Source organism: Confluentibacter flavum (genome assembly GCF_002843175.1).
Taxonomy (GTDB): domain Bacteria; phylum Bacteroidota; class Bacteroidia; order Flavobacteriales; family Flavobacteriaceae; genus Confluentibacter; species Confluentibacter flavum.
In genome coordinates this window covers 120,322-145,006 of record NZ_PJEO01000050.1, presented here as the reverse complement: position 1 = coordinate 145,006, position 24,685 = coordinate 120,322, and the positions used below count along the sequence as shown (strand labels likewise).

General features: G+C 36.3%; 16 protein-coding genes. 9 read left to right on the top strand and 7 right to left on the bottom strand.

Features of this window, described 5'->3' with window-relative positions; translation table 11 throughout:
- The first annotated feature begins 329 nt into the window (after window positions 1–329).
- Window positions 330–1,529, top strand: coding sequence for a glycoside hydrolase family 88 protein (locus CSW08_RS13570; RefSeq protein ID WP_106660411.1), 1,200 nt, complete (start codon window positions 330–332; stop codon window positions 1,527–1,529).
- Window positions 1,530–1,673: 144 nt separating this feature from the next.
- Here CSW08_RS13570 and CSW08_RS13565 read toward each other — a convergent pair whose 3' ends face one another.
- From CSW08_RS13565 to CSW08_RS13540, 6 genes are all read right to left on the bottom strand, one after another.
- A complete protein-coding gene (locus CSW08_RS13565; protein WP_106660410.1) occupies window positions 1,674–2,633 on the bottom strand; it encodes a mannonate dehydratase in 960 nt (319 codons plus the stop codon).
- A 76-nt stretch (window positions 2,634–2,709) separates the two neighbouring features.
- The gene (locus tag CSW08_RS13560) at window positions 2,710–4,482 is read right to left on the bottom strand and encodes a sodium:solute symporter family protein (RefSeq protein ID WP_106660409.1); all 1,773 of its coding nucleotides are present in this window, start codon (window positions 4,480–4,482) and stop codon (window positions 2,710–2,712) included.
- On the bottom strand, window positions 4,479–5,195 hold the full coding sequence (locus CSW08_RS13555) for an SDR family oxidoreductase (RefSeq protein WP_106660408.1): 717 nt from the start codon (window positions 5,193–5,195) through the stop codon (window positions 4,479–4,481). Before CSW08_RS13555 ends, CSW08_RS13560 begins: the two co-directional genes overlap by 4 nt.
- A 221-nt stretch (window positions 5,196–5,416) precedes the next feature.
- Complete coding sequence (locus tag CSW08_RS13550) at window positions 5,417–6,448, bottom strand: glycoside hydrolase family protein (protein WP_157831489.1); 1,032 nt, start codon at window positions 6,446–6,448, stop codon at window positions 5,417–5,419.
- A gap of 77 nt (window positions 6,449–6,525) precedes the next feature.
- Window positions 6,526–8,046, bottom strand: coding sequence for a SusD/RagB family nutrient-binding outer membrane lipoprotein (locus CSW08_RS13545; protein ID WP_203226898.1), 1,521 nt, complete (start codon window positions 8,044–8,046; stop codon window positions 6,526–6,528).
- Window positions 8,047–8,118: 72 nt separating this feature from the next.
- A complete protein-coding gene (locus tag CSW08_RS13540) occupies window positions 8,119–11,340 on the bottom strand; it encodes a SusC/RagA family TonB-linked outer membrane protein (protein WP_106660405.1) in 3,222 nt (1,073 codons plus the stop codon).
- 625 nt (window positions 11,341–11,965) lie between these two features.
- On the opposite strand from CSW08_RS13540, the gene CSW08_RS13535 reads away from it, so the two are divergent.
- The 7 genes from CSW08_RS13535 to CSW08_RS13505 all read left to right on the top strand — a co-directional run bounded on the left by CSW08_RS13535 (window position 11,966) and on the right by CSW08_RS13505 (window position 19,421).
- On the top strand, window positions 11,966–13,090 hold the full coding sequence (locus tag CSW08_RS13535; RefSeq protein WP_106660404.1) for an SIS domain-containing protein: 1,125 nt from the start codon (window positions 11,966–11,968) through the stop codon (window positions 13,088–13,090).
- Between the two features lie 199 nt (window positions 13,091–13,289).
- Window positions 13,290–14,237, top strand: a complete 948-nt coding sequence (locus CSW08_RS13530) for a carbohydrate kinase family protein (RefSeq protein WP_106660403.1) — start codon at window positions 13,290–13,292, stop codon at window positions 14,235–14,237.
- A 5-nt stretch (window positions 14,238–14,242) separates the two neighbouring features.
- Complete coding sequence (locus CSW08_RS13525; RefSeq protein WP_106660402.1) at window positions 14,243–15,070, top strand: class II fructose-bisphosphate aldolase; 828 nt, start codon at window positions 14,243–14,245, stop codon at window positions 15,068–15,070.
- 120 nt (window positions 15,071–15,190) lie between these two features.
- A complete protein-coding gene (locus tag CSW08_RS13520; protein WP_106660401.1) occupies window positions 15,191–16,315 on the top strand; it encodes a M20 family metallopeptidase in 1,125 nt (374 codons plus the stop codon).
- The gene (locus CSW08_RS13515) at window positions 16,312–17,349 is read left to right on the top strand and encodes an NAD-dependent epimerase/dehydratase family protein (RefSeq protein WP_106660400.1); all 1,038 of its coding nucleotides are present in this window, start codon (window positions 16,312–16,314) and stop codon (window positions 17,347–17,349) included. The genes CSW08_RS13520 and CSW08_RS13515 overlap by 4 nt, the downstream gene beginning before the upstream one ends.
- 20 nt (window positions 17,350–17,369) lie before the next feature.
- On the top strand, window positions 17,370–18,425 hold the full coding sequence (locus CSW08_RS13510; protein WP_106660399.1) for a dihydrodipicolinate synthase family protein: 1,056 nt from the start codon (window positions 17,370–17,372) through the stop codon (window positions 18,423–18,425).
- Between the two features lie 111 nt (window positions 18,426–18,536).
- Complete coding sequence (locus tag CSW08_RS13505; protein ID WP_106660398.1) at window positions 18,537–19,421, top strand: DMT family transporter; 885 nt, start codon at window positions 18,537–18,539, stop codon at window positions 19,419–19,421.
- 490 nt (window positions 19,422–19,911) lie between these two features.
- Here CSW08_RS13505 and CSW08_RS13500 read toward each other — a convergent pair whose 3' ends face one another.
- Complete coding sequence (locus tag CSW08_RS13500; protein ID WP_203226897.1) at window positions 19,912–23,184, bottom strand: VCBS repeat-containing protein; 3,273 nt, start codon at window positions 23,182–23,184, stop codon at window positions 19,912–19,914.
- A 645-nt stretch (window positions 23,185–23,829) separates the two neighbouring features.
- Between CSW08_RS13500 and agaR the strand changes: the two genes are divergently transcribed.
- On the top strand, window positions 23,830–24,603 hold the full coding sequence (gene agaR / locus CSW08_RS13495; protein ID WP_106660396.1) for a transcriptional repressor AgaR: 774 nt from the start codon (window positions 23,830–23,832) through the stop codon (window positions 24,601–24,603).
- Window positions 24,604–24,685: the final 82 nt, after the last annotated feature.

Sequence of the window (24,685 nt, the reverse complement as noted above, 5' to 3'; positions counted from 1 at the left end):
ATCACTATCCAAAATTTCAAAACAATAAGGAAAACAAAAAGCCATGGAAGTCTATAACTAAAATTAATTCATTCCCAACACCCCCAACCAATTTATTGCAAAACCTATTACTTTTGCATAGTAAACTGCAAATGACTACTAGATTTATGGATTTGAAAAATTAATTAATCATTTAATGAAAGTCTTTTACTTATTTTTTCTTATTTTTGATTTCTTTAAAAAATTTAGTTCAAAAATCACTTATCCTATGGTTTCTGCAAACATTTCCAAGATAATTTAAAAAAATTTCAACTATTTAATAATGAATTTTAACTTTTAATCCAATCAAAATGAATCTAACCACCATACAATATACTATGTTCTTATTGTTTATATATCTCATAACCTCTGCAATGAGTTGCAAAGGGCCTCAAATTGGTGCAGAAGGGCTTACGTTAATCCCGAACATGGAAGTCCAATTAGACACACTTCAAAAAAATATAGGACACGCAAAAGAACGTCTTAAATTTACACCACGCACCTTTACAAAAGGCGAAGTAGAATTGGTTGATATATATGATTGGTGCAGCGGCTTCTATCCTGGTACACTCTGGAACATGTATGGACTCACAAAAGACCCCAAATGGAAGGATAGAGCCTACTTTTACACAGAAAAACTCGATTCCATAAAATATCATACAGGTACCCATGACCTAGGTTTTATTATGGAATGTAGTTACGGTACCGCATTGAATTATATTAAATCAGGGAAGTATGAAAATGTCATAGTGAGCACAGCCTCCAGTTTAGCAACAAGATTCAACCCTAAAGTTGGAGCCATAAAATCTTGGGATTGGAGCACAAAATGGAATTTTCCAGTCATAATTGACAATATGATAAATTTAGAAATTTTATTTCATGCAACCAGAATCTCAAGAGACAGCAGCTACTATAAAATTGCCGTTTCCCATGCCGATACTACTTTAAAGAACCATTTCCGAAACGACAATAGCTCTTACCACGTTGTAGATTATGATCCCACTACAGGGTCTGTACTCCAAAAGAATACTCACCAAGGTTATTCCGACGAATCTTCTTGGGCCAGAGGACAGGCTTGGGGGCTTTATGGGTATACCATGTGCTATCGAGAAACAAAAGACCCCAAATACTTGGAGCAGGCCATTAAAATTGCTTCCTTTATAAGTGAGCATCCGGAATTACCTAAAGATAAAATCCCCTATTGGGATTATGATGTGGATAAAAAGGAAAACACTCCTAAAGATGCCTCAGCAGGAGCCATTACCGCATCTGCTCTTTACGAACTCGCTACCTTCGTGGACCAGTCATTAAAGAAGAAGTATACCAATTTGGCGGATCAAATCATCAAAAACTTGAGTTCACCAAAATATTTGGCTTCGAAGGGAGAAAACGGTGGATTTCTTCTTAAACATTCAACAGGCCATCTTCCGGGCAATAGTGAGATCGATGTTCCCTTAAATTATGCGGACTATTATTTTTTGGAGGCGTTATTAAGAAAAGGGCCAGAATAACTCTTTATTAATAAGATTTAATTAATGAACTCCCTGGTGTTAATTGTACTTATCGTCACAAATTAGATTGACCTCTTGGATACTAAATCGGATTCTATAGTATAATAGAACTTGGAGAACATTTTACTGTTCAGATTATAAGAATCATCTCAAAGCGTGCAAAAGACCCTGCATATAGCCAATCGCATGAATTCTACCCAAAGTTTGATAACCTGGGTTATCGTCTCCTTCACCATCAAGTGTAGGTACATGATCTGGACGAATCACAAACTCCCTAGGACACTTTAAATAGGCTGCCATACAAGACGCCATATCCGTTTTACCATTGTCTATAAAGGTTTCCTGGAAAGAAGGCATCTGTCCTTTTACATCTCTAAAATGAGCCATAGTGATATAAGCTGACAATCTTTCGATTGCACTCGGAATGTCAATTCCTCCCTTGGATGCAAATGTTCCTTGGCAAAAACAGATACCATTGAATTCCGATGGCACCAGTTCAACAGCACGTTGCATAGCCTCGGGAGAAGTTATAATTCGGTCTTGACCAGCCAAATTTTCCACGGGCGGGTCATCCGGATGAAGGGCAAGATTCACACCCGATTCCTCTGCAACAGGGACTACTTCTTTTAAGAAATTTTCCAGGTTTCGCCATAGTTCATCCGCAGTCGTGTGAACAAAATCTTCAGGTAGGGAATAACCAGTTTTTGTTGGAACTTTTGCGTTATTGAGATTACACATGTCGAAACCTGTTGTAAGCGCACCCCCCCTTTCAACAACATTTAATGAAGTCCGTTGCCAATCATCATCGGGCATCCAACTATAACACAATGTCTTAACACCGGCTTTGCCCATATTCCGTAATAAAGTTTTAAATCCTTCAATTTGTTCATCTGCACCCTCAAGATTGTGTACGAACTTCAAAGTGGGTATCAAACGCTCAATACAGGATATCGTCATTCCATATTTCTGCACTTGTTTTTGCCGCTTGAGGAGTTCATTTAAATTCAAACCTGGGTAGCTAATAATAATATCCGTTGCTCCGACTTGACTAACCAGTTTAAGGTTATGATGGGACATAGGTGTGAGTAGAACGCCAATTTTCATAGAAAACTATTTTTATTTGTATAATTATTAAGTAATTTGACCACTGTTTCCATACCGATTAAAATGAAAAATCCACTTAAATGAATAAAAAACGTAATAACCAGGTTAGACCAATAAGTGCAAAACAACAAAAAGTTATTTTTAGAAAGCCCGGATAATACCAAGGCAAACTAGGCTCCCTTCTAATCTCCAAATTATTGAATATCTTATCCTGACAATCAATTTCGTAATACTGATTAAGCTTTAGAATATCTATTTTTTCTTCCATCCCCTCGGAAATCAGCCCATTATCAATTAATGCCGGGAGTACAATGCCTGTATCAACCAATCTTTTTTCATCCCCTATAGGTGTGTTTAATATCAGATGAAACCTTTTAGTAATGATTTCATCATCAGGCTTCCCAAAACGAATTCCTATTAACATTCCTATAATAGATAAGAAGGTCGGAAGAAAAATTCCCCATACAAATGCTATATCTTTTGAAGCAAATAATTCTCCTTCTCCATAGGGGCTAGACAAAATAATCACATAAGATATTATGCCCGCCATCAATGAAAGCCAGACACCCGTTTTATTGGACTTTTTTGTAATCAAGGAGAAATAGATGGGAATCCCTGAAAAAGACAAAAGTGACATTGCAATAGTTATATAATCGGCGATACTAGTAATAAAAAGAGTAGACACAGCACCTATAATAATAGACAACACTGCACAAAATTTACTTAAATAGAGATAGTGTTTTAACTTCTTCCCTATATTAAGAACCTTCCTGTAAAAAAAATCTACAAACATAGCGGAGGAAGTAGTTGCAAAGGTATCAGCCGATGACATAGCAGCTGCAAAAAAACTGGCTATCAGCAACCCAATCAAACCAACTCCCCCAGGCAATATTCTTTTCATTACAATACCCCAGGCCATTTCTCCGTCGGGTTTCCCAGAAAGTGGGTCAATAGGTAATTCAATGCCATGCTTGTTAATGTATAGTGCAAATAGAATACCATAAAAGGCAAATACCAATGTTAAAATACGCTTCCAAAGGTGTCCCCATCCGGTTTGAGTGGCAGCTTTCTCATTTTTAGAAATAGAAATCCAATTAAATATCCATGGAGCTGCAATCCCTCCGGCTATTGCAGAGAAATTCAATGCCATAACTTTACTTAGGGGCATACCTTCAGAGGTAAATTCCCAAGTTTCTTTTGGAGCGGACAAAAGAGCTTCATAACCTCCAGCGGCATTCCATAGAAATGGAGGGAATATAAAACCTAACACAATTAGGCATAATACCCCTTGCATTAAATCCGTTAATAAAGCAGACATCATGCCTCCTGAAAACACATATGCCCCAACAATAATAGATGTGACCCAAATACACATCCATAAATCAATACCTGTTACACCAGCCAAAATCTTTCCTATAGCCAACATGAACATCCCTATAAAAAGTATACATATTATACCTGCGGTCAAAGCATATAAGGCTGCAACTGGCCTACCAAAACGCATACTTAAAAATTCAGCCAAATTATATATCCGGGCTCTTTTGTAATAGGTCGAAAAAAGGTAATAAATGGGTGTAGCAAACAAAAATCCCCAAAAATACCATACGCCTGATATTCCTGAGGTATAGGCCTTTCCAGAAACAACGACTGCCTCGTTGCCAGCTATTGCCGATGCAAAAACGAATATAAAGGAAACTAAAGCGCCCCAATTTCCACCGGCAACAAAAAAATCTCCCAATGTCTTAGTCCTTTTGTTGCCTAAATACACACCCAAGTACAAGACGGCTGCAAAATATATGATTAGAACAATCCAATCAGTTATATGTATTTCTAAAATTTGATTCATCATAATGCCTGTTCTCCGGGTAAAATCATCATTACTGGAATACGCACATGGTCCGGCTGTTCGAGGATAAAACGAACTGCTCGAGCAATGTCAGAAGGATTTAAAGATTTTTCTATCCCCAACAATTTAGCTGGATGGACTTCAAAATGGTCTTGTAATTCAGAAATGGTTACCCCTGGCTCTATAACTGAAACCCTAATATTTGTTCCTGCCACTTCCATACGTATTGCTTCGGAAAAAGCTTCAATGGCAAATTTAGAACCGGCATAAACACCTGTACTAGGTCTCACTTTTGTACCCAAAATACTGGATACATTAATCAGGAAGCCACTGTTTGCTATTTTAAAGTGTTTCAAAGCCGTATAAGCCATTCTTATAGTGACTTCAAAATTGACACGTGCCATTTCGCACATTAGGTCAATGTCTATTTTTTCTATAGTGCCTGCGTGCATAACACCCGCACCATTGAAAAGTATATCGAATCTACCGTATGAATCAAGCGCTTTTTTTACTAATTGGCTCGGTAAGGCTTCATCCTTTATATCTCCAGCTAAGTATACTGCATTCTTTAACTTATCACACAACACCTTAAGGCGATTTTCCCTTCTAGAAGTAAGCACTAATCTAATGCCAATAGCATCAAGCTCATAGGCAACACCTTCGCCTATTCCGCTGCTAGCTCCTGTAATTATTGCTACTTTAAAACTTTCTTCCATATATTTCTGTTTTATATTGGATATAGTTCTACCTCACTATTTTCAATATGCTTATCGTTAAAAAATCGGATTGAACGGATAAATTGTTAATCATAAATACCATTTCAAAGTAAAGAATGCTGTATTATACATATAAATGTATTTCTTCGCTTTTTAAACCGATAGCACTATAATGAAACAGAAGATTAACTACTTGTTCTAGGCTGCCCCTCATAAGGAGGCTATTCCCACTTTAACTTGATTATTCGGACACCATTCAGTTCTGGGTTCAAAGCTGCTAAATAATACTGCCCATCCTCTATTATAATTTCAGGGGCTGCTATTGGTAGGGTACAGACCTTCCTCGAATCATCATCAACCCCAAAATATAGTGGGTTTTGGGAAGCGTATACAGTAGTCTGACTATCCTTTCCATATTGTTGCGTGACGAAAAGATAATACAGGTTATATTCCTTAAGGTAAACCACCTGTGGGCATTCATCTGAAAATCTAGGATCACTACCCTTGTGTGCAGGAGTATGTGAAATCATAACAGATTCACTCCAATCCCTCATATTTACTGATGTCCTAGCAAAGGCGGCACCATCATTAATTGGTTCATCCGCATGACTTGTATAATAACAATAGTAGGTATTTCCTTTTTTTACTACCATAGGATCCCTAGCCTGTGTGTAAAAAGTATTTCCTCCATAGCCATATTCGGCAAATAGATCTGGTTGGCCATTGCCACCCAATACACGTTCAAAATTCTTTCCATCGAGGCTTTTTGCAAGACTAATTCTTTGCCAATCACCATAAAAAAGATAATAGAAATTATCTTCCTTAAAGACATATGGAGCCTGCATACCCCCGGGGGTTTCCCCTAAAGAAGGCTCTGCAGTCCATTTAATCCCTTGTGGCTTCCAGTCCTTTTCAAAAAGCGATTTACCTTCCCACCCATATAAAAAGCGGGTAGTACTATATTCTGAAGAAAGTGGAGTTCCTGGAGCAAAATTGGAATTCCGGATGCAGGACCACAATTGCCAAGTACCATCCTTTGCTTTCCAAATACCAAAATCAACTGGTTGTTGTTCCTTAGTGTTATATTCCCCCAAATCAGGGGTGCTGGCTATTTGCCACCATTCTCCATCAAGCACAGGTATTGGCACCTTGTCTGATTGAGCTCCTAATCCAATAGATATTAAAAAAAAGATCAACAACAAACAGTTATTTTCAACACCCTTTAGTTTCATTTTTCTGTGTACTAATTCCATATTCTTTTTAAAGTTATGAAAGCATTGCCGTTTTTTTATTAAAACGGCAATGCTTATTTAATTTAGGCCTTCTAATCTTATTTTTTATCCCACCATACCTTGGTACTGTTTTTATCGCCTTGAGCCAATTCAGGCATAGTCAATGCTTCAGCATACCCAATCGGATTTGTATCGGCTTCCAGATCTGGATACGTAATCCTTCTCATAATTTCGGAGACACCTACATCTGGATTATCTGAATAAAGGCGGTCATATAATTTTGGATAACCCGTTCTTCTCAAATCAGCCCATGCTTCCCATCCATTTGGATAGATAGCAATCCATTTTTGTGTCATTATTTGTTCAAATTGAGTTTCTGGATTTGACGAAAATGCCACAGGAATATCAGAAAGTGCATTAGCACCTGCCTCATAAGGAACTGGAGTATTGAAACTATTGGTATATTCACCGATGACTACTTCATTAGATCCCGCTTTAGACATAAGAGAAGCACGTATTCCCGCCTCATACATATCTTTCGTTGATCCACCCATATTCCACCCTTGCAATGCGCCTTCAGCTCTTAAAAAATAAATCTCCGAAGCGCTCATTATTTCATAAGGACCTTCAGTACCGCCGTTTTGTCTTAATTTATAAGCGGAACCCATATTTGAAAAATTATTAGGAGATATAACACTGCTCAAATCGGCTTGACTTTGACCATTGAGTAACCCCTCATATACAAATCCATCTCCGTCTGTATCTCCCGATGCAGCTGGAGAAAAATAGAAGGGGGCTCTAGGATCTTCATATCCCTTCAAGACACTTTCCATTGCAGCACTCATACGAAATTCGCTCCACCCAGTAAGAATACCATAGGTATGTCTTCTTATACGATTCAAAGGCAAAATTGCATTGTCATTATTGTCAGTAAACACACCATCTTCAATGGCTTTTTCAGCTTCTACCCTAGCCTTAGCAGCATCTGCATATCTTATATGCATAGCTAATCGCAATCGTAAGCTATTGGCAAATTTTAACCATTTATCTGCACTGCCACCATAAATACGATCATTCTGCCCAAACATATTAGCGCCAGGGTTAACCTTCAATATAGCAACCGCATCATCCAATTGATCAAAAAAGTCCATATAAATAGATTCTTGAGAATCAAATGGCACTGTTAATTCATTATTCCCATATTGAGAATATATTATCGGCCCATAGTAATCTGTCATTCTTGAGTAAGCCAGTACTTTTAAAATTTTAGCCATAGCATTTCCAACAAAATTTTCATTTTCAGAGGTAATGTCTTCTACGGCTTTTACATGCGGGGCACATTCCGTGTAAAAAGACAACCAAGTTTCACTAGACCAACCATCTGTGAAATCATTACGATCTGGTTCTGCATAGGAGACACATATTGCAAAATATTGTGAATACAAATCCGAAGACCAGTTTTGAGCATATTGAAAATAAAACGGACTATCAAACATACTCCCATATTGGGCCTGAGCAAAGACTTGCCCCAATAAAAGTTCATCATCTTTAATGGTAGCTAAAGTCAATACCTTCTCATTTGTATTCAGTTCAGTAAAGTCATCTGTACAGCTAAACATAATAGTTCCGAAAACTAACGTATAACAAGAACAAACTAACAATGATTTTATATTTTTCATATCTTTTATTTTTTAAAATCCAACTTTAATATTAAGACCCAAACTTCTTGTTAGTGGGGGTGCATTAAATTCAAAACCCTCTTGATTTGTAGCAGTACCCGTAGTCACCTCAGGGTCAAAAGATGAATTTCTGGAAAAGAAAAACAAATTACTTCCTACTAGACCAATTTGTGCCCTCTCAAACCCAGTTCCTTTAAGAAATTTTGAAGGAAAAGAATATCCAAGGGAAAATTCTCTTAACCTAACATTTGAAGCATCTTCTACAAATGGCTCACCAATTGGCTGTTCTGAATTCCCTAACATTTTCCATAATGCTTCTGAGCTAACTTGAATATCGTTTGGAGAGCCATCTTCTTTTACAGCTCCATTGGAACCTAAAACATTGCTGCCTACCACTAATGTACCATCTCTCCCATTTACAGTTCTTTCCAATAATCCATTTGAAGCCAAATTAGCAAGTGTCTGCGAAATAACAGTTCCTCCCTGCCTAATATCTATAAGAAAACTCAAGTTGATATTCTTATATCTAAAAGTATTTCTAATTCCACCCAACCAATCCGGATTGAAATTTGCAACCAAAACGCTTTTTCCATCGGTAACCAATGGTAGTCCATCTGAACCCACAATTATCCTATTCTGACTATCCCTTAGGAAACCTCGGGAATAAAAGTCCCCAAATTGGGACCCTACACTCAATTGCATATTCCTTATCCCAAAATTAGTATTACCAATTGAAAGTACATCTATACCATCCGCCAGTGCCAGAACCTCACTATCATTTTTAGAAAAATTAGCAGTAAAATTCCAATCAAAATCAGTTGTCCTTATAGGGTTTCCAGTCAGTATCACTTCAAATCCTCTATTTTCAATATCAGCTCCATTGATAAATCTCGACCTCGCACCAGAACCGAGTGGCACATCTTGAGCAAATATTTGATCCCTAGAATTGGTTTTATAATAGGTAAAGTCCAAACCCCACCTGTTATTAAAAAAACGCGCATCAAAACCTAGTTCTGTAGAAATTGTACTTTCCGATTTTAAATTGCTATTTGGCTCTGTCGTTGTAATAAAAATGAGCTCTCCAATTCTCAATTGAGCTGCACGATCTAAGTTAAACGCACCAGTATCATTACCTACCTCCGCATAAGATCCACGTAGTTTTAAATAACTGAACCCATCCCCAAATTTAAAAAAATCTGAAACTACCGCGCTAAGACCCGCTGAAAAATAGCCATAACTTCTATTAGCTTCCGGCAATGTAGAACTCCAATCATTGCGATATGTTAAATCCAAAAATAGAGCATCTTTGTACCCGATATTTCCAAAGCCATAAAGTGATTGCACTTCCTTCCGGTTGATTCCTTCTTCTGTACGAGGATTAAGGGTGTTGGCTAAAGCAAATAAATTAGGAACACTTAAACCGTTACTAAACGTGGTTAATGACCTTCCATTTAGTTGACGATTATTTCCGCCAAAATTAAGGCTATACTTAAAATTATCATTAATTTTATTGTCATAGGACACTAAAAAATCACTATTCCAATCATACGAGCTTAAGCTTTGTGTGCCATAATTGCCATTAACTGCAATTATGTAGGTATCATTGAATTGTCTTGTCTCAAAAAATGATTCAGAATTCTCAAAAGCGCTACGTGCCATAATTTTGAGATTGTCATTAAAATTATAAGTTAGGGAAGCGTAGCTTAATATTCTATTATCAGCAGTATTTGAAGGGTTTCTATTTGCTAACCAATATGGATTATTCCCTAGGCTTGCTCCAGGCGCCCAAGAACTTTGCCTAAGTTTTCCATTAACATCGTAATACTCAAAATCGCGTACATCCTGAATTCTGAAATTACTTGCTAAATTATAAACCTGTCCCCAACTGCCTACTCCAACTTGATTATACAAGTCTGTTCGAATAAAATTGATTTTAGAATCCAACACTAATTTATCATTAATAAACTTTTGATTATTCTTTACCGTAATATTGTGCCTCTTAAGCTCATTACCTGGAAAAATACCCTTTCTCACTTCATAAGTATATCCGAAATATGTTTGAGATTTCTCATTACCACCACTCGCTGTCACATTATAAGCTTGCGTAGAACCAGTTTGCATGAAATCACGGAATCTATTTGGATTGGCGCTATAAGGTATAGTAATTCCCTGTTTTGAAGGGTCTGCTGACCAGTGAGGCGTATCGAAACCATCCAAACGCTGCCCCCATGATTCTAAAGAGCTAGTTAAAGGGAATCCTCCATTGTTGTAATATGAGCCACCTACTCCTTGACCATACTCATTCTGATAATCAAACAGCATTTTGCCCGTTTCTAATGTAGTTGTAATATTAAAATCTATTTTTAAACGATTTCCGGTTCCCGATTTCGTTGTCAGTACAATGGCTCCGTTATTTGCTCTTGACCCATAAAGTGCAGCAGCATTTCCACCTTTAAGAACACTTATTGAAGCTATGTCATCCGGGCTAATATCTGAGATATCACCTGCAAGGGGTACGCCATCTAAAACATAAAGTGGCTCACTACTACCTGAGATTGATCTGTTTCCTCGAAGATTTACCCTAGAGCGGCCCGAAACACCACTACCTGTTCTAACCATGGAAAGACCAGCAATTTTTCCTGATAAGCTATTAACAAGATTCTGTACTGGTCGCACCTCATCTATCCCATCCAAATCTACATTCTGAGTAGAATATGTCAAGGACTTTTTCTGCCTTTTAACTCCAAGTGCCGTCACTACCACTTCACCCAAACCGGCTGCATTACTCTGCATTTGCACATTAAAGACCGTTCGGCTTCCTATTTCCAGCTCTTGGGTGGCATAACCTAAATATGAAATAATTAGCACAGAATCATTGGCCGAAATATCAATATTAAAATTACCATCAAAATCGGTAACCACCCCATTATTGGTACCTTTAACAAGTATAGATGCGCCGAGAAGCGGCTCTCCCATCTCGTTTGTTACTATACCCGTAACTGTTCTTTGTTGCAGACCCTCTGCCAAAACACCTATATTGATCTTTAATAGGTTGTTGTTGCCACTGAAAATAATGGAAAGGCCATCATTCTTTCCCGTCTCCATTTTATCAGTGAGCGATATGGAATTGCCAAAGGCCAGTGAAGTACCCACAAAAAAAAGGGCGACCACTCTTTTTAAGCTAAGATAATAAGAACACATCTTAAATCTCTGTAGTTGTAATTTACTTTTCATAATTGTTGGTTTTTGCTTTAGTTTTCATAGTGAACATTTAAAAAGATTCGCTAAAGATAATATATAATATATCATAAAAACAAATTATTTTGTAAAATAAATTCAAAAAACAAAGTTTTAATAAGTTTATTTGATTAATAAAAAGGTATTTGAAAGATAATAGTACAAATAAAAAGGTATTTGAAAATTATAAATTAAGCGGTAAAATCAGTGAGGCAAAAAAAGTAATAAAACATAAACTACTGATTATCAACTAACTAAAAGTATAGCACAGATAAAAAAACTTTTTGCATCATGTTAAAAAACAAATACAAAAATTATCTCCTCCAAAACTCACTCAGTATTCAAATATTAGCAATTAAATCTTGGCACAAAACTTCTTATAAGTCTGTAAATACTTAGTTTTTAATAAGATACCTCATATGAAAGAATCGTTCCAAAGAAATTAAATTCCAAATTCATTGTCATACAAAAACCTTTTAATATTATAAAAACCATTTTAAATTTAAATTATAGTAACTAAATAAAAGTTCATTTCTTTCATATCGTTATATTTTTTATATATTTGCTTTTTATTTATTTATTTTAAGTTCCTATTGAAAGATTATTAACTACCATAAAAAATATGAAATCAAGTAATACAGAGTTGGAAATTACAGCGCAGCCAAGATTATGGCTCGAAACCTATTCCATAATAGAATCGCAAAGAGCAGAGCTTACAAAATTCATGAATAGTTGCCTTCCTTCAAAGGACTTGAGCATAATTATGACTGGAGCTGGTTCATCGGCCTATATAGGAGAGGTATTGTATAAATATTTCCAGCGTAATTTACAACGAGAAACAAAGGCAATACCCACAACTGATTTAATTTCTCATCCTGCGGATTACTTTAAGGAGAATACCTTAACATTAATGATATCATTTGCACGTTCCGGAGATAGTCCTGAAAGTTTGGAAGCCATGAACCTAGCAGAAAAAATCTGTAAAAATATATTTCACCTTATCATTACATGTAATCCAAACGGCAAATTGACCTTGAACGCAAAAAGCAATAACTCATATATTCTATTTATGCCAAGAGATGCAAACGATAAGGGACTAGCAATGACTGGGTCCTTCACTACGATGTTGTTAGCTGGGCTTTTGGTTTCGGATTTGAATAATTTGGAAAAGAACAAAATTTATATAGATCAATTAGCGAACTATGGAAATATAATTTTGACTAAGTTCAAACAAAAAATCAAAAAAATTGCAGGACTTAGTTTTAATAGAATCGTATTCCTTGGTTCTGGTGCGCTAAAGGGAATCGCCAGAGAATCCCAATTAAAGGTGACAGAATTAACAAATGGACAGGTCATAGGCCAATATGATTCTTTTCTTGGATTAAGACATGGTCCAAAGGCGGTTATTGATCATAACACACTAGTAGTCTATTTGTTTTCCAATGATGATTTTGTGAATAAATATGAGTATGATTTAGTACGATCTATTAACACACAAAAAGAAAAAATGGCTGAAATTGGCATAGTTGAAGTTCTAAAACATCAACAAGAAATCACATTAAACCTCTCTATAGAAGTATCAAAAACCAATTTAATCCCAGAGGAATATTTTGCCGTTTGCGCTGTCCTTCCTAGTCAGTTGTTAGGTCTTTATAAGTCCATAAATCTTGGACTTTCTCCAGATTCCCCATCAGTCAACAAATCGATAAATAGAGTGGTGCAGGGTGTTAAAATATATCATAAATAATTTGACAATGACTCTCTAGCTTAAAAAATTATCCAAATAAAACAAAAAAAGGTCCCTTTCAGTTTCAAGTTACTACTATAAAACAGTTAAAAAATCGTTGTATTGATACTCAAAAAAAGACCACAATAAATATTTCAACTATCTTGAACTTGTATATCAGAATACTTTCATAAAAATTGAATAAAAAAAGCTAAAAAAAATGGAAAAGAAATATGATGTAATAGTTGTCGGAGAATTGAATGTAGACTTAATTCTAAATAAAATAAATGGTTTCCCAAAAATTGGAACAGAAATACTATCAGAGGAAATGGAGTTCACTTTAGGCAGTTCATCTGCTATCTGTGCAAGTAATCTAAGTTCTTTAGGGTTAAAGGTAGGCTTTATAGGAAAGCTGGGGAATGATATTTTTGGTCGGTTCATTATAGACAAGTTACAGGAAAAAGGAGTGGATACTTCTATGATACTTATGGACTATAAATTAAAAACAGGTGTGACAGTAGCCCTTAGCTACGAGGAAGATAGAGCCATGATAACACACCAAGGAGCCATGTCCAGTTTATCAGTTGATGATATAGACCCAGACCACTTAAAACAGGCAAAACATGTTCATTTTTCATCTTATTTTTTTCAACCAGGGTTTAAAGACAGCTTGCATTTATTCTTTCAAAAAGCCAAAAGCACAGGAGCCACAACATCATTTGACGTTCAATGGGATCCTTCCGAAAAATGGGATCTTAATTTGGAAGAAGTACTTCCTTCAGTAGATATATTTATCCCCAATAAAGTTGAAATTCAAAACCTTACGGGACATACAGATGTTGAGGCAGCAATAAATAGTATTCAAAACAAAAGCAAATACGTTGTAATTAAATGTGGGACTGAAGGCTCCATGCTTTTCTACAATGGTATACAAATAACAAAACAATCGTTCATTCATGATAAGGTAATCGATACCATAGGTGCCGGCGACAGTTTTAATGCTGGTTACATATCGAAATATATACAGGGAAAAAGCCCAGAAGAGTGTCTAGTGTTTGGCAATCTAATGGGTGCCATTTCCACTACAAAACCAGGTGGAACAGCCGCATTTAAAAATCTAGCAGATATCATGCAAATCGCTAAAAATAATTTTAACTATTCCGAATAAGTAAAATGAAATTACAAGAAAAATTTTTGGAATTAAGGAATAAACGCCAAGGATTACTGGCAACCAATTTTTATAATCTTGAAACTTTACAAGGTGTATTAATGGCCGCAAAGACCAAAGATCAACCAATTATTTTACAACTTACAAGAAGTTCGATTGAGTATATGGGACTACCGGTGGCATTCAATTTGGCTAAATCAATGTTGCTCCATCACGGGGTGGAAAGTTGGATACATCTCGACCATGGAGATTCGTATGAATTGGTGGCGCAATGTTTGGATATTGGGTTCGACTCGGTTATGATTGATGCCAGTGAAAAATCCTTTAAGGAAAATATTGCCATTACTAGCAAGGTTGTAAAATTAGCCGAAAGTTATGGGGCAAATGTAGAAGCAGAATTGGGATATATTGCCAAACTGGGTCAGGATAAAAACCAAGGGGGGTTTACCCACCCAATGGAAGCCAAAGAATTTGTGGAAGCTACAGGTGTAGACGCTTTAGCAGTTGCCATTGGAACCTCTCATGGATTTTATGATCAGGAACCTGAATTGCAACTAGACAGATTATCCGAAATTGCTGAAGCCACCTATGCCACTTTGGTATTACACGGGGGCTCAGGTATCCCAGGGGATCTGCTTAGGAAAGCAGTGGATAGAGGTATATGTAAAATAAATCTTGCAACAGAAATTAAGAATATTTTCATGCAAACATTGAAATATACACTACTGTCTACCAGCGAAATAGATTTAAGAAAGGTGTTTCCCATCGCAACGGAAAAGGTTACCGAACTTGTAACGGAAAAGCTTGAAATTATGAAGAATTCAGACAACTAAAAGTATGGCAGCTACTGGTAAATTGAATATGGAATTTATGTCATTGCATCAGTGTAGCTACAATAAATAAAAAAGCATTTTGCCGTGTGGCGAGCCCTAACCAATATTTGATTTTAAACAATGGATGTCGTTTCACTAACACAAGAATTTATAAAATTCAATACTGTCAATCCTCCAGGAAACGAAGAAGGCTTGGCTCGCTATATTGGTAGCATTTTGGTAAAACACGGTTTTAAAGTGGAATATCAAAAGTATGCCAAGCACAGATTAAATTTAGTGGCCACGAAAGGACTATCAAAAGAGAGCCCTCCAATTGTTTTATCCGGACATTTGGACGTAGTACCCTTAGGAGCAGAAAAATGGTCTGTAAATCCTTTTGAAGGGGAGATTAAAAATGATAAACTGTACGGAAGGGGCTCAACGGATATGAAAGCCGGGCTAGCTGCTATAATCATTGCTGCCATCGATAGTTTTGCGGAAGAACCACCCATAGGTGGTGTGAAAGTTGTTTTTACTGCAGACGAGGAGTTGGGATGCAAAGGTGCTAAATATTTGTTCGACAGTGGGTATGATATTGGAGCCGCTTGTGCCATAATCATAGGAGAGCCCACTTCCAACGTACCTTATATCGCGCACAAAGGTGGACTCTATTTAAATGCCAAAACGATAGGACGCACTGCACATTCCTCCATGCCAGAATTGGGAGACAATGCAATTTACAAAGCGGCTAGTGCAATCTGTCAAATTGAAAACTTAAAATTTGATGTAGAAAACGATGATACATTGGGGTTTCCTACCATAAATGTAGGAGTCGTGAAAGGTGGCTTAAATCTTAATTCCGTACCTGATAAGGCCGAATTCACGATTGACATTCGATCTACTACCAAATTATCAAACAAAATTGCACTTCAACAATTATCTAATATTCTCGGAAATCAGGTAATACTTGAAAAATTAGTCGATTTAAACGCCGTTTCAACATCAGTGAACCATCCCTTTATACAACTTATCTCAGATATATGTGCTATTGATTATAAAAGTGGTAGCATTAAGAAATCGGTTCCCTACCTTACTGACGCCTCTGTATTGACCCCTTGGTTGGGCAATGCACCCACCATTATCCTAGGACCTGGCGAACCCGAAATGGCGCATAAAATTGATGAATATTGTTACATTTCCAAAATCAGGGAAGCTTTAGTACTATATAAAGAAATTATAAAAAAAAACGGTAAAAAAAGATTATGAAAAAATATCCCAAAAAGTATGAAGATGAAGAAGCATTGGAAGAAGCCCTGTCCAGACCTACTTCAGAATTGGTTGCCATGATGCTGTCATTGGAGGGTGATATAATTTTCCTAGGTGTTGCAGGAAAGATGGGCATTTCAATGGCAATAATGGCTCAGCGAGCTTCAAAAGAGGCCGGTATAAAAAGAAGAATTATTGGTGTTTCTAGGTTCAGTTCTATGAACAGTAAGTCTTATTTGGAGAATAATGGTGTAGAAACCATACAGGGCGATCTTTTAGATATTGATTTTGTCAGGAGCCTTCCCGATGTAAAAAACGTTATATATTTGGCTGGATTCAAATTTGGTACGGGAGAAAAACAGGCGACTACATGGGCTATGAATTCGTTTTTACCCGGTTTAATAGTCGATAAATTTAAAGACTCCCGAATTGTAGCACTTTCCACCGGTTGTGTTTACCCTTTGGTCCCGATTACTTCTGGGGGATCCAAAGAGTCCGACATACCTAATCCGATAGGCGAGTATGCACAATCCTGTTTGGGAAGGGAACGATTGTTTGAATTCGGAAGTATTGAAAATGGTACAAAAATAGTGCTTATCCGATTAAATTATTCTGTGGAAATGCGTTATGGGGTCTTGGTAGATATTGCTACAAAGGTCTATAACAACGAACCAATAGATGTTGTCATGGGACATGCCAATGTTATTTGGCAAGGTGATGCCAATGCGATGATTCTTCGATCACTAAACCTCTGTGAGTCTCCTGTAAACTATCTCAATATAAGCGGGAACCAAACAATAGCAGTGACGAAAATTGCTAAGAGATTTGGTGAGTTAATGGGCAGGGAACCCAATTTTTCCGGAACCGAAGCCGATTCTGCCCTATTGTCCAATGTATCCAAAAGCCAATCGCTTTTGGGTTTACCAACCGTACCTTTGGACACAGTGATTCAATGGACAGCTCAATGGATCATGCAGGGTAAACCTCTTCTGGGAAAAGCTACCCATTTTGAAGTTCGGGACGGCAAATATTAGAATTCAAAATCAATACCAACATGAGTAATAAATTGCCGAAAGAGTTACAACAGTTATTGCAAGAGGGCTTGGCAATCCCCGCCAATCCCACAGCGCTTACCAAAAATCTCAAATTGGATGAACGAAGGCAACGTGCCTTGTCACGGTATTATCTTGATTCGGGATCAGGGGGTTTGGCTATCGGTGTCCATACAAGCCAATTCGAGATACGGGAAGTAGGACTCTACCAACCAGTTCTTGAACTGGGAAAAGAAGAAATGGATGCATTCTGCATGAAAAGCGGAAAGACAATCTTTAGGATATCTGGGGTATTGGGAAACACTTCACAGGCCCTAAAAGAGGCTCAGATATCGTCAGACATGGGATATCATGCTGCCCTATTAGGACTTGCGGCCTTAAAGAGCCGGTCCAATGAAGAACTTATATCACATTGTAAGGCTGTAGCTGAAGTTATACCCTTAATCGGCTTTTACCTACAATCTTCAGTCGGTGGTGGAGTACTGGATTTCGAATTTTGGCGGGAGTTTTCAAGTATAAAAAATGTGGTTGCTATAAAAATAGCTCCATTTAACAGATATCAGACAATTGATGTTGTTAAAGGGGTAGCAGCATCAGGAAGAGCCCATGAAATTGCGCTCTACACAGGAAATGATGATAATATTGTAGCTGATCTGTTGACTAGGTTCAGTATACCGGTTGGAACGGAAAATGTAAAAATGAATATTTGCGGTGGCCTTTTGGGACATTGGGCAGTATGGAACCAAAAAGCAGTGGAACTATTTTCTCGTATTAAAAAATCTTCCTCATCAGATGTGACAGATCTCTTGACTTTGGGAGTAAAAATTACCGATTCTAATGCGGCATTTTTCGATTCCAGAAATATGTTTAAGGGATCCATAGCGGGAATACACGAGGTATTAATCCGACAAGGTTTTTTAGAAGCAAACAATACTATTAATCCCAGAGAAATTTTAAGCCCCGGTCAAAAAGAGGAAATAGATCGTGTTTATCAGATTTATCCTGAGTTGAATGATGATGCCTTCGTAAATGAAAATTTGGATAAATGGTTACGTTAAGATTCCTTAAGAAATCCTAAGAAATTAATATAACTAATTCACTAAACCAATTTAATGATTACTGGCAGGATTGAATATAAATATATAATTTGAACCTAAAAACAAAAACCCATGATTAAGAAGAAAAAACCCTGGTTATTATTCGCAATTATTACCACTATTTTCTGGGGAATTTGGGGAGCTTTTATAGGACTTCCCGTAGAAAACGGATTTCCGAACACACTCATTTATTGCATCTGGTCACTTACTATGATTCCTCCTTCAATATTCATTCTAGAAATGAACGGCTGGAAATTGCAAACTGACAAAAAGTCAATTCTATATGGATTGACTATTGGAATATTGGGTGCCGGTGGACAAATGCTTTTATTTTACGCTGTCACAATTGGTCCAACTTATTTGATTTTTCCCGTAATATCCATATCTCCTATTGTAACAATTCTCCTTTCTTTTATTTTTCTAAAGGAAAGGACTGGTGTTATTGGGACTATAGGAATTGGATTGGCCCTTTTATCACTACCTCTTTTTGAATATACTAATGAAGAGGCTGTAGCCGATGACAATCAAGTTCTGTGGTTCATTTTAGCTCTAATAGTACTTGTAGCCTGGGGAGTACAGGCATTCTATATGAAATTAGCAAATAAAACCATGAATACCGAAAGTATTTTTTTCTATATGACGCTCTCGGGACTGTTATTAACCCCTATTGCGTTATTCCTTACCGATTTTAGCAAGGAAATAAATTATGGGTTAAATGGGCCATATCTAACCGCTGGTATTCAAATTCTAAATTCCGTGGGTTGCGTGTTTCTTGTATATGCATATAGATATGGTAAGGCAATGGTTGTTTCACCTGTAATCAATGCAGGAGCACCTCTTATGACTGCAATCATATCCATGGTAATGCTTGGAATCTTACCCAACGAATACAAAATATTTGCGATCATATTAGCTATTTTGGCATCCATTTTACTGGCTTTGGATCCAGAAGAATAAAGCCGATTATTTTTTGACAAGTTCCTCTTCAATCATTCATCAATAAACTATCATGGCTTATTAAATGATTTACAATCGCCAAGGATATTTAACATTTTCATACAAGCAAATAATGCCATGTATCAAAACCACAGGTATTATTCTAATTTAAAAAAAAGTCTCAATTGATTATCATTATATAAAACTACTACTTAGACCATACCGTAAAAAAATCCTTATATTTATTGATAAAGAAGGATTTCAAAAATTAGCCGACAATCATCAGTGTCTAAACATCACCAAAATCAGACTTTAATAATTAGAAAAAAGAATTTACTCTAAATAAAAGTCATTCTGTTTTTTAAATTACACATTTATTGATAAATGTCAACGATGAAGAAAGGATCTGATAAATACAAATAACAAAAAATTGGTCTCTACTTTTACTGTTTTATAATTGTTTACAGACATGCAAATCTTGTTGTAGAAAACCATACAATCCCTTATATTTCTAACGATTGCTTTTATATATTTTCAATTTTCCATTGTTCATGGCAAAGATTAGCAATTGAGTATTATTGGCCATCCGCACATCCAAAATATCCCTTAACTCTCCTTCAATTCGTAGTCCACTTTCCAAATTATCCACAGTTTGGAACTGACCGCTTCCGTTACCCAACATTAAAAGTCCTTTGTTGGCATCATAACGTCCATATTTCACCCTTGATCCAAAGAAATTTCCTCCAAATAGAATATCCAGATAGCCATCTTTATTAAAATCCCTAACAAGGATGCCATATATTGGGGAGAACTGGGCAGTATAAGGTAGAGCGCTTAGCTGAAACCTATTATCCCCAAGATTTTCTAAATAGCTTGTTTCAAAATTGGTTGCTTTTAGAATATGCGAGCCCTTTAAGTCTTCTTCACTGAATATGTCCGTTATCTTTTTATCTGCATAGTCAGAATAATTTACATACCTGCTTTTGAGTTTACTCAATTGTCCTAATAGATCGTCCTTTGAAAATACCGGATAGTTTTCCCCTAAGATATAAGAACATAAAATGGGATCAATGGAACCGTTTTCATCGAAATCCTTTGCAAATAAGGTTACTGGCTCAGAAAGGGATGCTTTTAACTGGGAATTCAACCCTAGGTTACCAATTATATAATCCATATCACCATCTTGGTCAAAGTCACCTTCTTCAATACTATTCCACCATCCTTGGGAATTGTCTACCCCTTCCCTATCTGTAATCTCTAAAAATTGGTTGACGGAATTTTGAAACATTCTAATGCCCATAAACTCTCCCACAATAATAAGATCATCCCTACCGTCACCATTAAAATCGCTCCATATTGCATCGGTCACCATTCCAGGATTTTCAAGGCCCTTATTCATTTTCTTTGTTACATCCACAAAATGACCATTTCCATCATTCTCCAAAATATAACTCCTAGGAGTGGTGGGATATTTGCCTGGTACCAGTCTGCCACCTACGAACAGGTCAACATCTCCATCCCCATCAAAATCACTAGATTTGACACAAGACCCACTGTAGAGCATAACAGGAAGGTTTGTAAGACCTTTTGTGAAAATTCCTTTTCCATTGTTTAAGTATAATCTGTCTTGAAGTTCAGGTGCATCCATTTCATATTCGGAACCACCACTCACAACATATAGATCCATATCACCATCGTTATCCGCATCAAAAAAAAGCGCATCTAAATCTTCGCAACCACTATCCTGCACCAAAGCATTCTGCTTCAATTCCTTGAAGGTGCCAGAAGTTGTCTGCAAAAAAATCTTACCAGAGCTTCCTTTAGAACCCCCTATAAAAACATCCTCTAATCCATCATTATTCACATCGGCTTTGGCAATTCTTGGCCCCTGTGTGGAAAGCTTTTGTGGTAACAGTCGCTCGCGTATAAAATCGTTATAGGAGTTCTCATAATGCACAAAATCCAAAATTGTTTCAGTTGGGACATTCACAAAATACGGTTCTAATTTCTCAATTTTCCGTGGTTGTTGGGTATAGGATTCATTTTGTTTCAATACTAAGGTCTGGTTAGCTTTCAAATCTTCAATGATCTGAACCCTACCGTCGGGCCACATTACCTTTACTTGGCTTATATTATTGGACTTACCAAGACCGAAGACCAATGTATAATCTACTGATGACTGAAATCCCCTAGTCGGCATAACTTCCTGTGTGAGGACCCTACCCTCTACTTCCAACATTACCTTCGCACCAATTCCAAAAGTATTCATCCCTTCCCCCATCAACTTAATCCTTAAAAAATTGTTATTGTCAAAAATTTGGGTATTGTTCCTATAAACAAAAGCTTTCCCATCAATGTTATTGACTACCAGGTCCAAATCGCCATCATTGTCCAAATCCGCATAGGCTGCACCATTAGACAGGGATTCCTGATCCATTCCCCAATCAGCATTAACTTTTTTAAATGTTAGGTCTCCATTGTTTTTATAAGTATAGTTTTGTACGATGGTTGAAGGAAGGTGTTCCAGCAATTCAAGCATCGTGGTCTTTTTTCCTGTTTTATTTTCCTTTAGTTTTTCATTCACCGCATAGTTCATAAAATCCATATTGGTAAAGTCTCTTTTATACCCGTTGGTTATAAAGAAATCCTTAAAGCCATCATTATCCAGATCCATACAAAGTGAAGACCAACTCCAATCAGTATTAGAAATTCCAGAGAACTGCCCTATTTCTGAAAAAAATTGTCCTTGGTTGTTTAAGTGTAGCATATTACGCATGCTTTGATTGTAAAAACCAGCTTTGGCAAGAAGACTATATTTGTCATAATTATCAGGTCCTGACACCATTTTTTGACGATAATTCCCCTCTGGAAGCATATCCAGTGTCATAATATCCATATGGCCATCGTTATTGATATCCGCAATATCGGAACCCATTGAAAAAAAAGAGGTATGCCCTATGAATTCTTCCAACCGCTCCGTAAAGGTTCCATTCTTATTGTTGATGTATAAGTAATCCTGCTCATTAAAGTCGTTAGATATATAGATATCCTGCCAGCCATCGTTGTTGATGTCAGAAATTGCAATCCCCAGACCAAATCCAAGAACATTGGAAATCAAACCTGCTTTATCACTTACATCAATGAAATGACCATCCACATTTTCGTATAATTTATCCGAAAAGGCATCATTCCTCATATTCTTGTAAGTCGCGGTTATTTGACCTAGGCCCGCATATTCCTGGGTCGAATGGTTGAGTACATATAGATCAAGATCCCCGTCATTATCATAATCAAAAAAAGAGGCCTGAGTGGAATAACCTGAATTGTCAACTCCATACTCGGACGCCCTTTCAGTAAACGTAAGGTCTCCGTTATTGATAAAAAGTAGATTTTTTCTTTTTTCCTGATCCTTTGCAGTTGATCTACAAACATAAATGTCCAGTAAACCATCACCATTAACATCAGCCATTGTGGTGCCCGTGTTCCAAAGTCCCTCAGCAAAAACACCTGCCTCTTTTGCAACCTCCTCAAATTTAAATCCACCTTTATTGATATACAAATGGCTTCCCACCATATTACCTGTAAAATAAATATCTGGAAGCCCATCGTTGTTTACATCACCAATTGATACACCTCCACCATTAAATAGGTACGCATATTCCAAGACATTAAATTCTTCTGTTTCCTTTAAAATATTTTGGAAATTGACACCTGTCTCAGCAGATGTTAGAAGGGTGAATTTTTTATCGGAGGTCGCTTTTTGGCATGAACAAAATAAAGCCATAAAAAGAAAAATTGAAAAAGAAATTCTCATGTATATATAATTAAATTGGTTATAATAAAGAACGAGGAACCTACTAACAACCCTCACAATACATCTCTCACTAGACTGAAATCAGGAAAAGAACCAACTAGCGACTACTAAAAATCATTAAATTTTTAAATATTTAGAATCTTTGGACGCCAAATAAGCCTACCTAAATATTCAGCCTTCAGTCTCGTGCTAACTTCATTATTGATAAATTCTTGTTGAATTATATAGTTGCATACAAACATTTAAGCCACAACAATCAAAATCTTAATTTTCACGACTATTGAATCAATGATTACTAAATCAAATATTTATTTTATCCCTAGAATAATTATTATCATATTAATCAAAACAAGTTTGGCTAAATTCGGAATCAATTGGTATTAACATTTAAATCATTAAAATAATACCGACTGTTATATATAAAACACATTTTAGTTTATAAATATAAGTTTTTTTAACTTTATTAATAATAAAAATAATGAAAAATAATGAAAAAGAAAGCTTTTGAAAGAATAAATTTTATTTAGCTGTTTTTTTTTGTATATCACAATTATAATTATCTTTGATTATTAGAAGCAATTAATTTTATATAGTTCAATTCAATACTTCATATCTATGCAAAAAAAAAAAAAAACAGTCGATCGAAGATTCACCATAGTCCAAGAACTTGATCAAAATGGCAAAGTTGATATTAGTGAACTAGCAAAAAAGTTTGATGTTAGTGAGGTCACCATAAGAAACGATTTGGCTCAACTAGAGAACAAAAATGTTTTGATTAGAGCGAGAGGAGGAGCTTTAAAGATAGACCCTGTAGGTGTTGATCATAATATTCATGAAAAGAATAAAATTAATATTAAGAAAAAACAATTAATTGGTTTAAAAGCAGCGGAATTTGTCAATGAAGGTGATACTATAATGATTGATTCGGGCACAACTGTGATGCAACTTGTTAGGAATCTTACTAATAAAGTTGATTTAACAGTCATAACCAATGCACTAAATGTTGTAAATCAAATACATAACAATAGCAATATACAAGTCATAATCCCTGGTGGTTTTCTTAGGAACAAATCCTTTTCGTTAATAGGTACACCTGCCGAACGAAATATTAGAAATTATTTTTGTGACAAATTATTCTTGGGAATAGATGGCCTTGATGTAGATTATGGCCTATCCACACCCAATGTGGAAGAAGCCCACCTAAACGGAACTATGATAGAAATGTCAAAACAAATTATTGTACTTGCTGATTCCAGCAAGATAGGCAAAAGAAGTCTTGCGTTTATATGCCCCGTATCAAAAATAAATGTTTTAATTACCGACAGTGGTATCAGCAATGAACAAAAAATAGCATTGGAGAGTACGGGCATCATGGTAGTCATTGCATAATAAGTCGTTTAAGATTCAGACATCATAAATCTAGTATTGAAATAAACTGCCTGGCCCCAAGGATATGAGGTATTAAAAAGTA

Excerpts from the sequence above, each read along its gene's own strand:
- CSW08_RS13530 (WP_106660403.1), top strand. The coding sequence starts at position 13,290 with ATGGAAAAGAAATATGATGTAATAGTTGTCGGAGAATTGAATGTAGAC.
- CSW08_RS13550 (WP_157831489.1), bottom strand. The coding sequence starts at position 6,448 with ATGGAATTAGTACACAGAAAAATGAAACTAAAGGGTGTTGAAAATAAC.
- CSW08_RS13520 (WP_106660401.1), top strand. The coding sequence starts at position 15,191 with ATGGATGTCGTTTCACTAACACAAGAATTTATAAAATTCAATACTGTC.
- CSW08_RS13500 (WP_203226897.1), bottom strand. The coding sequence starts at position 23,184 with ATGGCTTTATTTTGTTCATGCCAAAAAGCGACCTCCGATAAAAAATTC.
- CSW08_RS13535 (WP_106660404.1), top strand. The coding sequence starts at position 11,966 with ATGAAATCAAGTAATACAGAGTTGGAAATTACAGCGCAGCCAAGATTA.
- agaR (WP_106660396.1), top strand. The coding sequence starts at position 23,830 with ATGCAAAAAAAAAAAAAAACAGTCGATCGAAGATTCACCATAGTCCAA.
- CSW08_RS13540 (WP_106660405.1), bottom strand. The coding sequence starts at position 11,340 with ATGAAAAGTAAATTACAACTACAGAGATTTAAGATGTGTTCTTATTAT.
- CSW08_RS13515 (WP_106660400.1), top strand. The coding sequence starts at position 16,312 with ATGAAAAAATATCCCAAAAAGTATGAAGATGAAGAAGCATTGGAAGAA.
- CSW08_RS13505 (WP_106660398.1), top strand. The coding sequence starts at position 18,537 with ATGATTAAGAAGAAAAAACCCTGGTTATTATTCGCAATTATTACCACT.
- CSW08_RS13565 (WP_106660410.1), bottom strand. The coding sequence starts at position 2,633 with ATGAAAATTGGCGTTCTACTCACACCTATGTCCCATCATAACCTTAAA.
- CSW08_RS13525 (WP_106660402.1), top strand. The coding sequence starts at position 14,243 with ATGAAATTACAAGAAAAATTTTTGGAATTAAGGAATAAACGCCAAGGA.
- CSW08_RS13510 (WP_106660399.1), top strand. The coding sequence starts at position 17,370 with ATGAGTAATAAATTGCCGAAAGAGTTACAACAGTTATTGCAAGAGGGC.
- CSW08_RS13560 (WP_106660409.1), bottom strand. The coding sequence starts at position 4,482 with ATGATGAATCAAATTTTAGAAATACATATAACTGATTGGATTGTTCTA.
- CSW08_RS13570 (WP_106660411.1), top strand. The coding sequence starts at position 330 with ATGAATCTAACCACCATACAATATACTATGTTCTTATTGTTTATATAT.
- CSW08_RS13555 (WP_106660408.1), bottom strand. The coding sequence starts at position 5,195 with ATGGAAGAAAGTTTTAAAGTAGCAATAATTACAGGAGCTAGCAGCGGA.
- CSW08_RS13545 (WP_203226898.1), bottom strand. The coding sequence starts at position 8,046 with ATGTTTAGCTGTACAGATGACTTTACTGAACTGAATACAAATGAGAAG.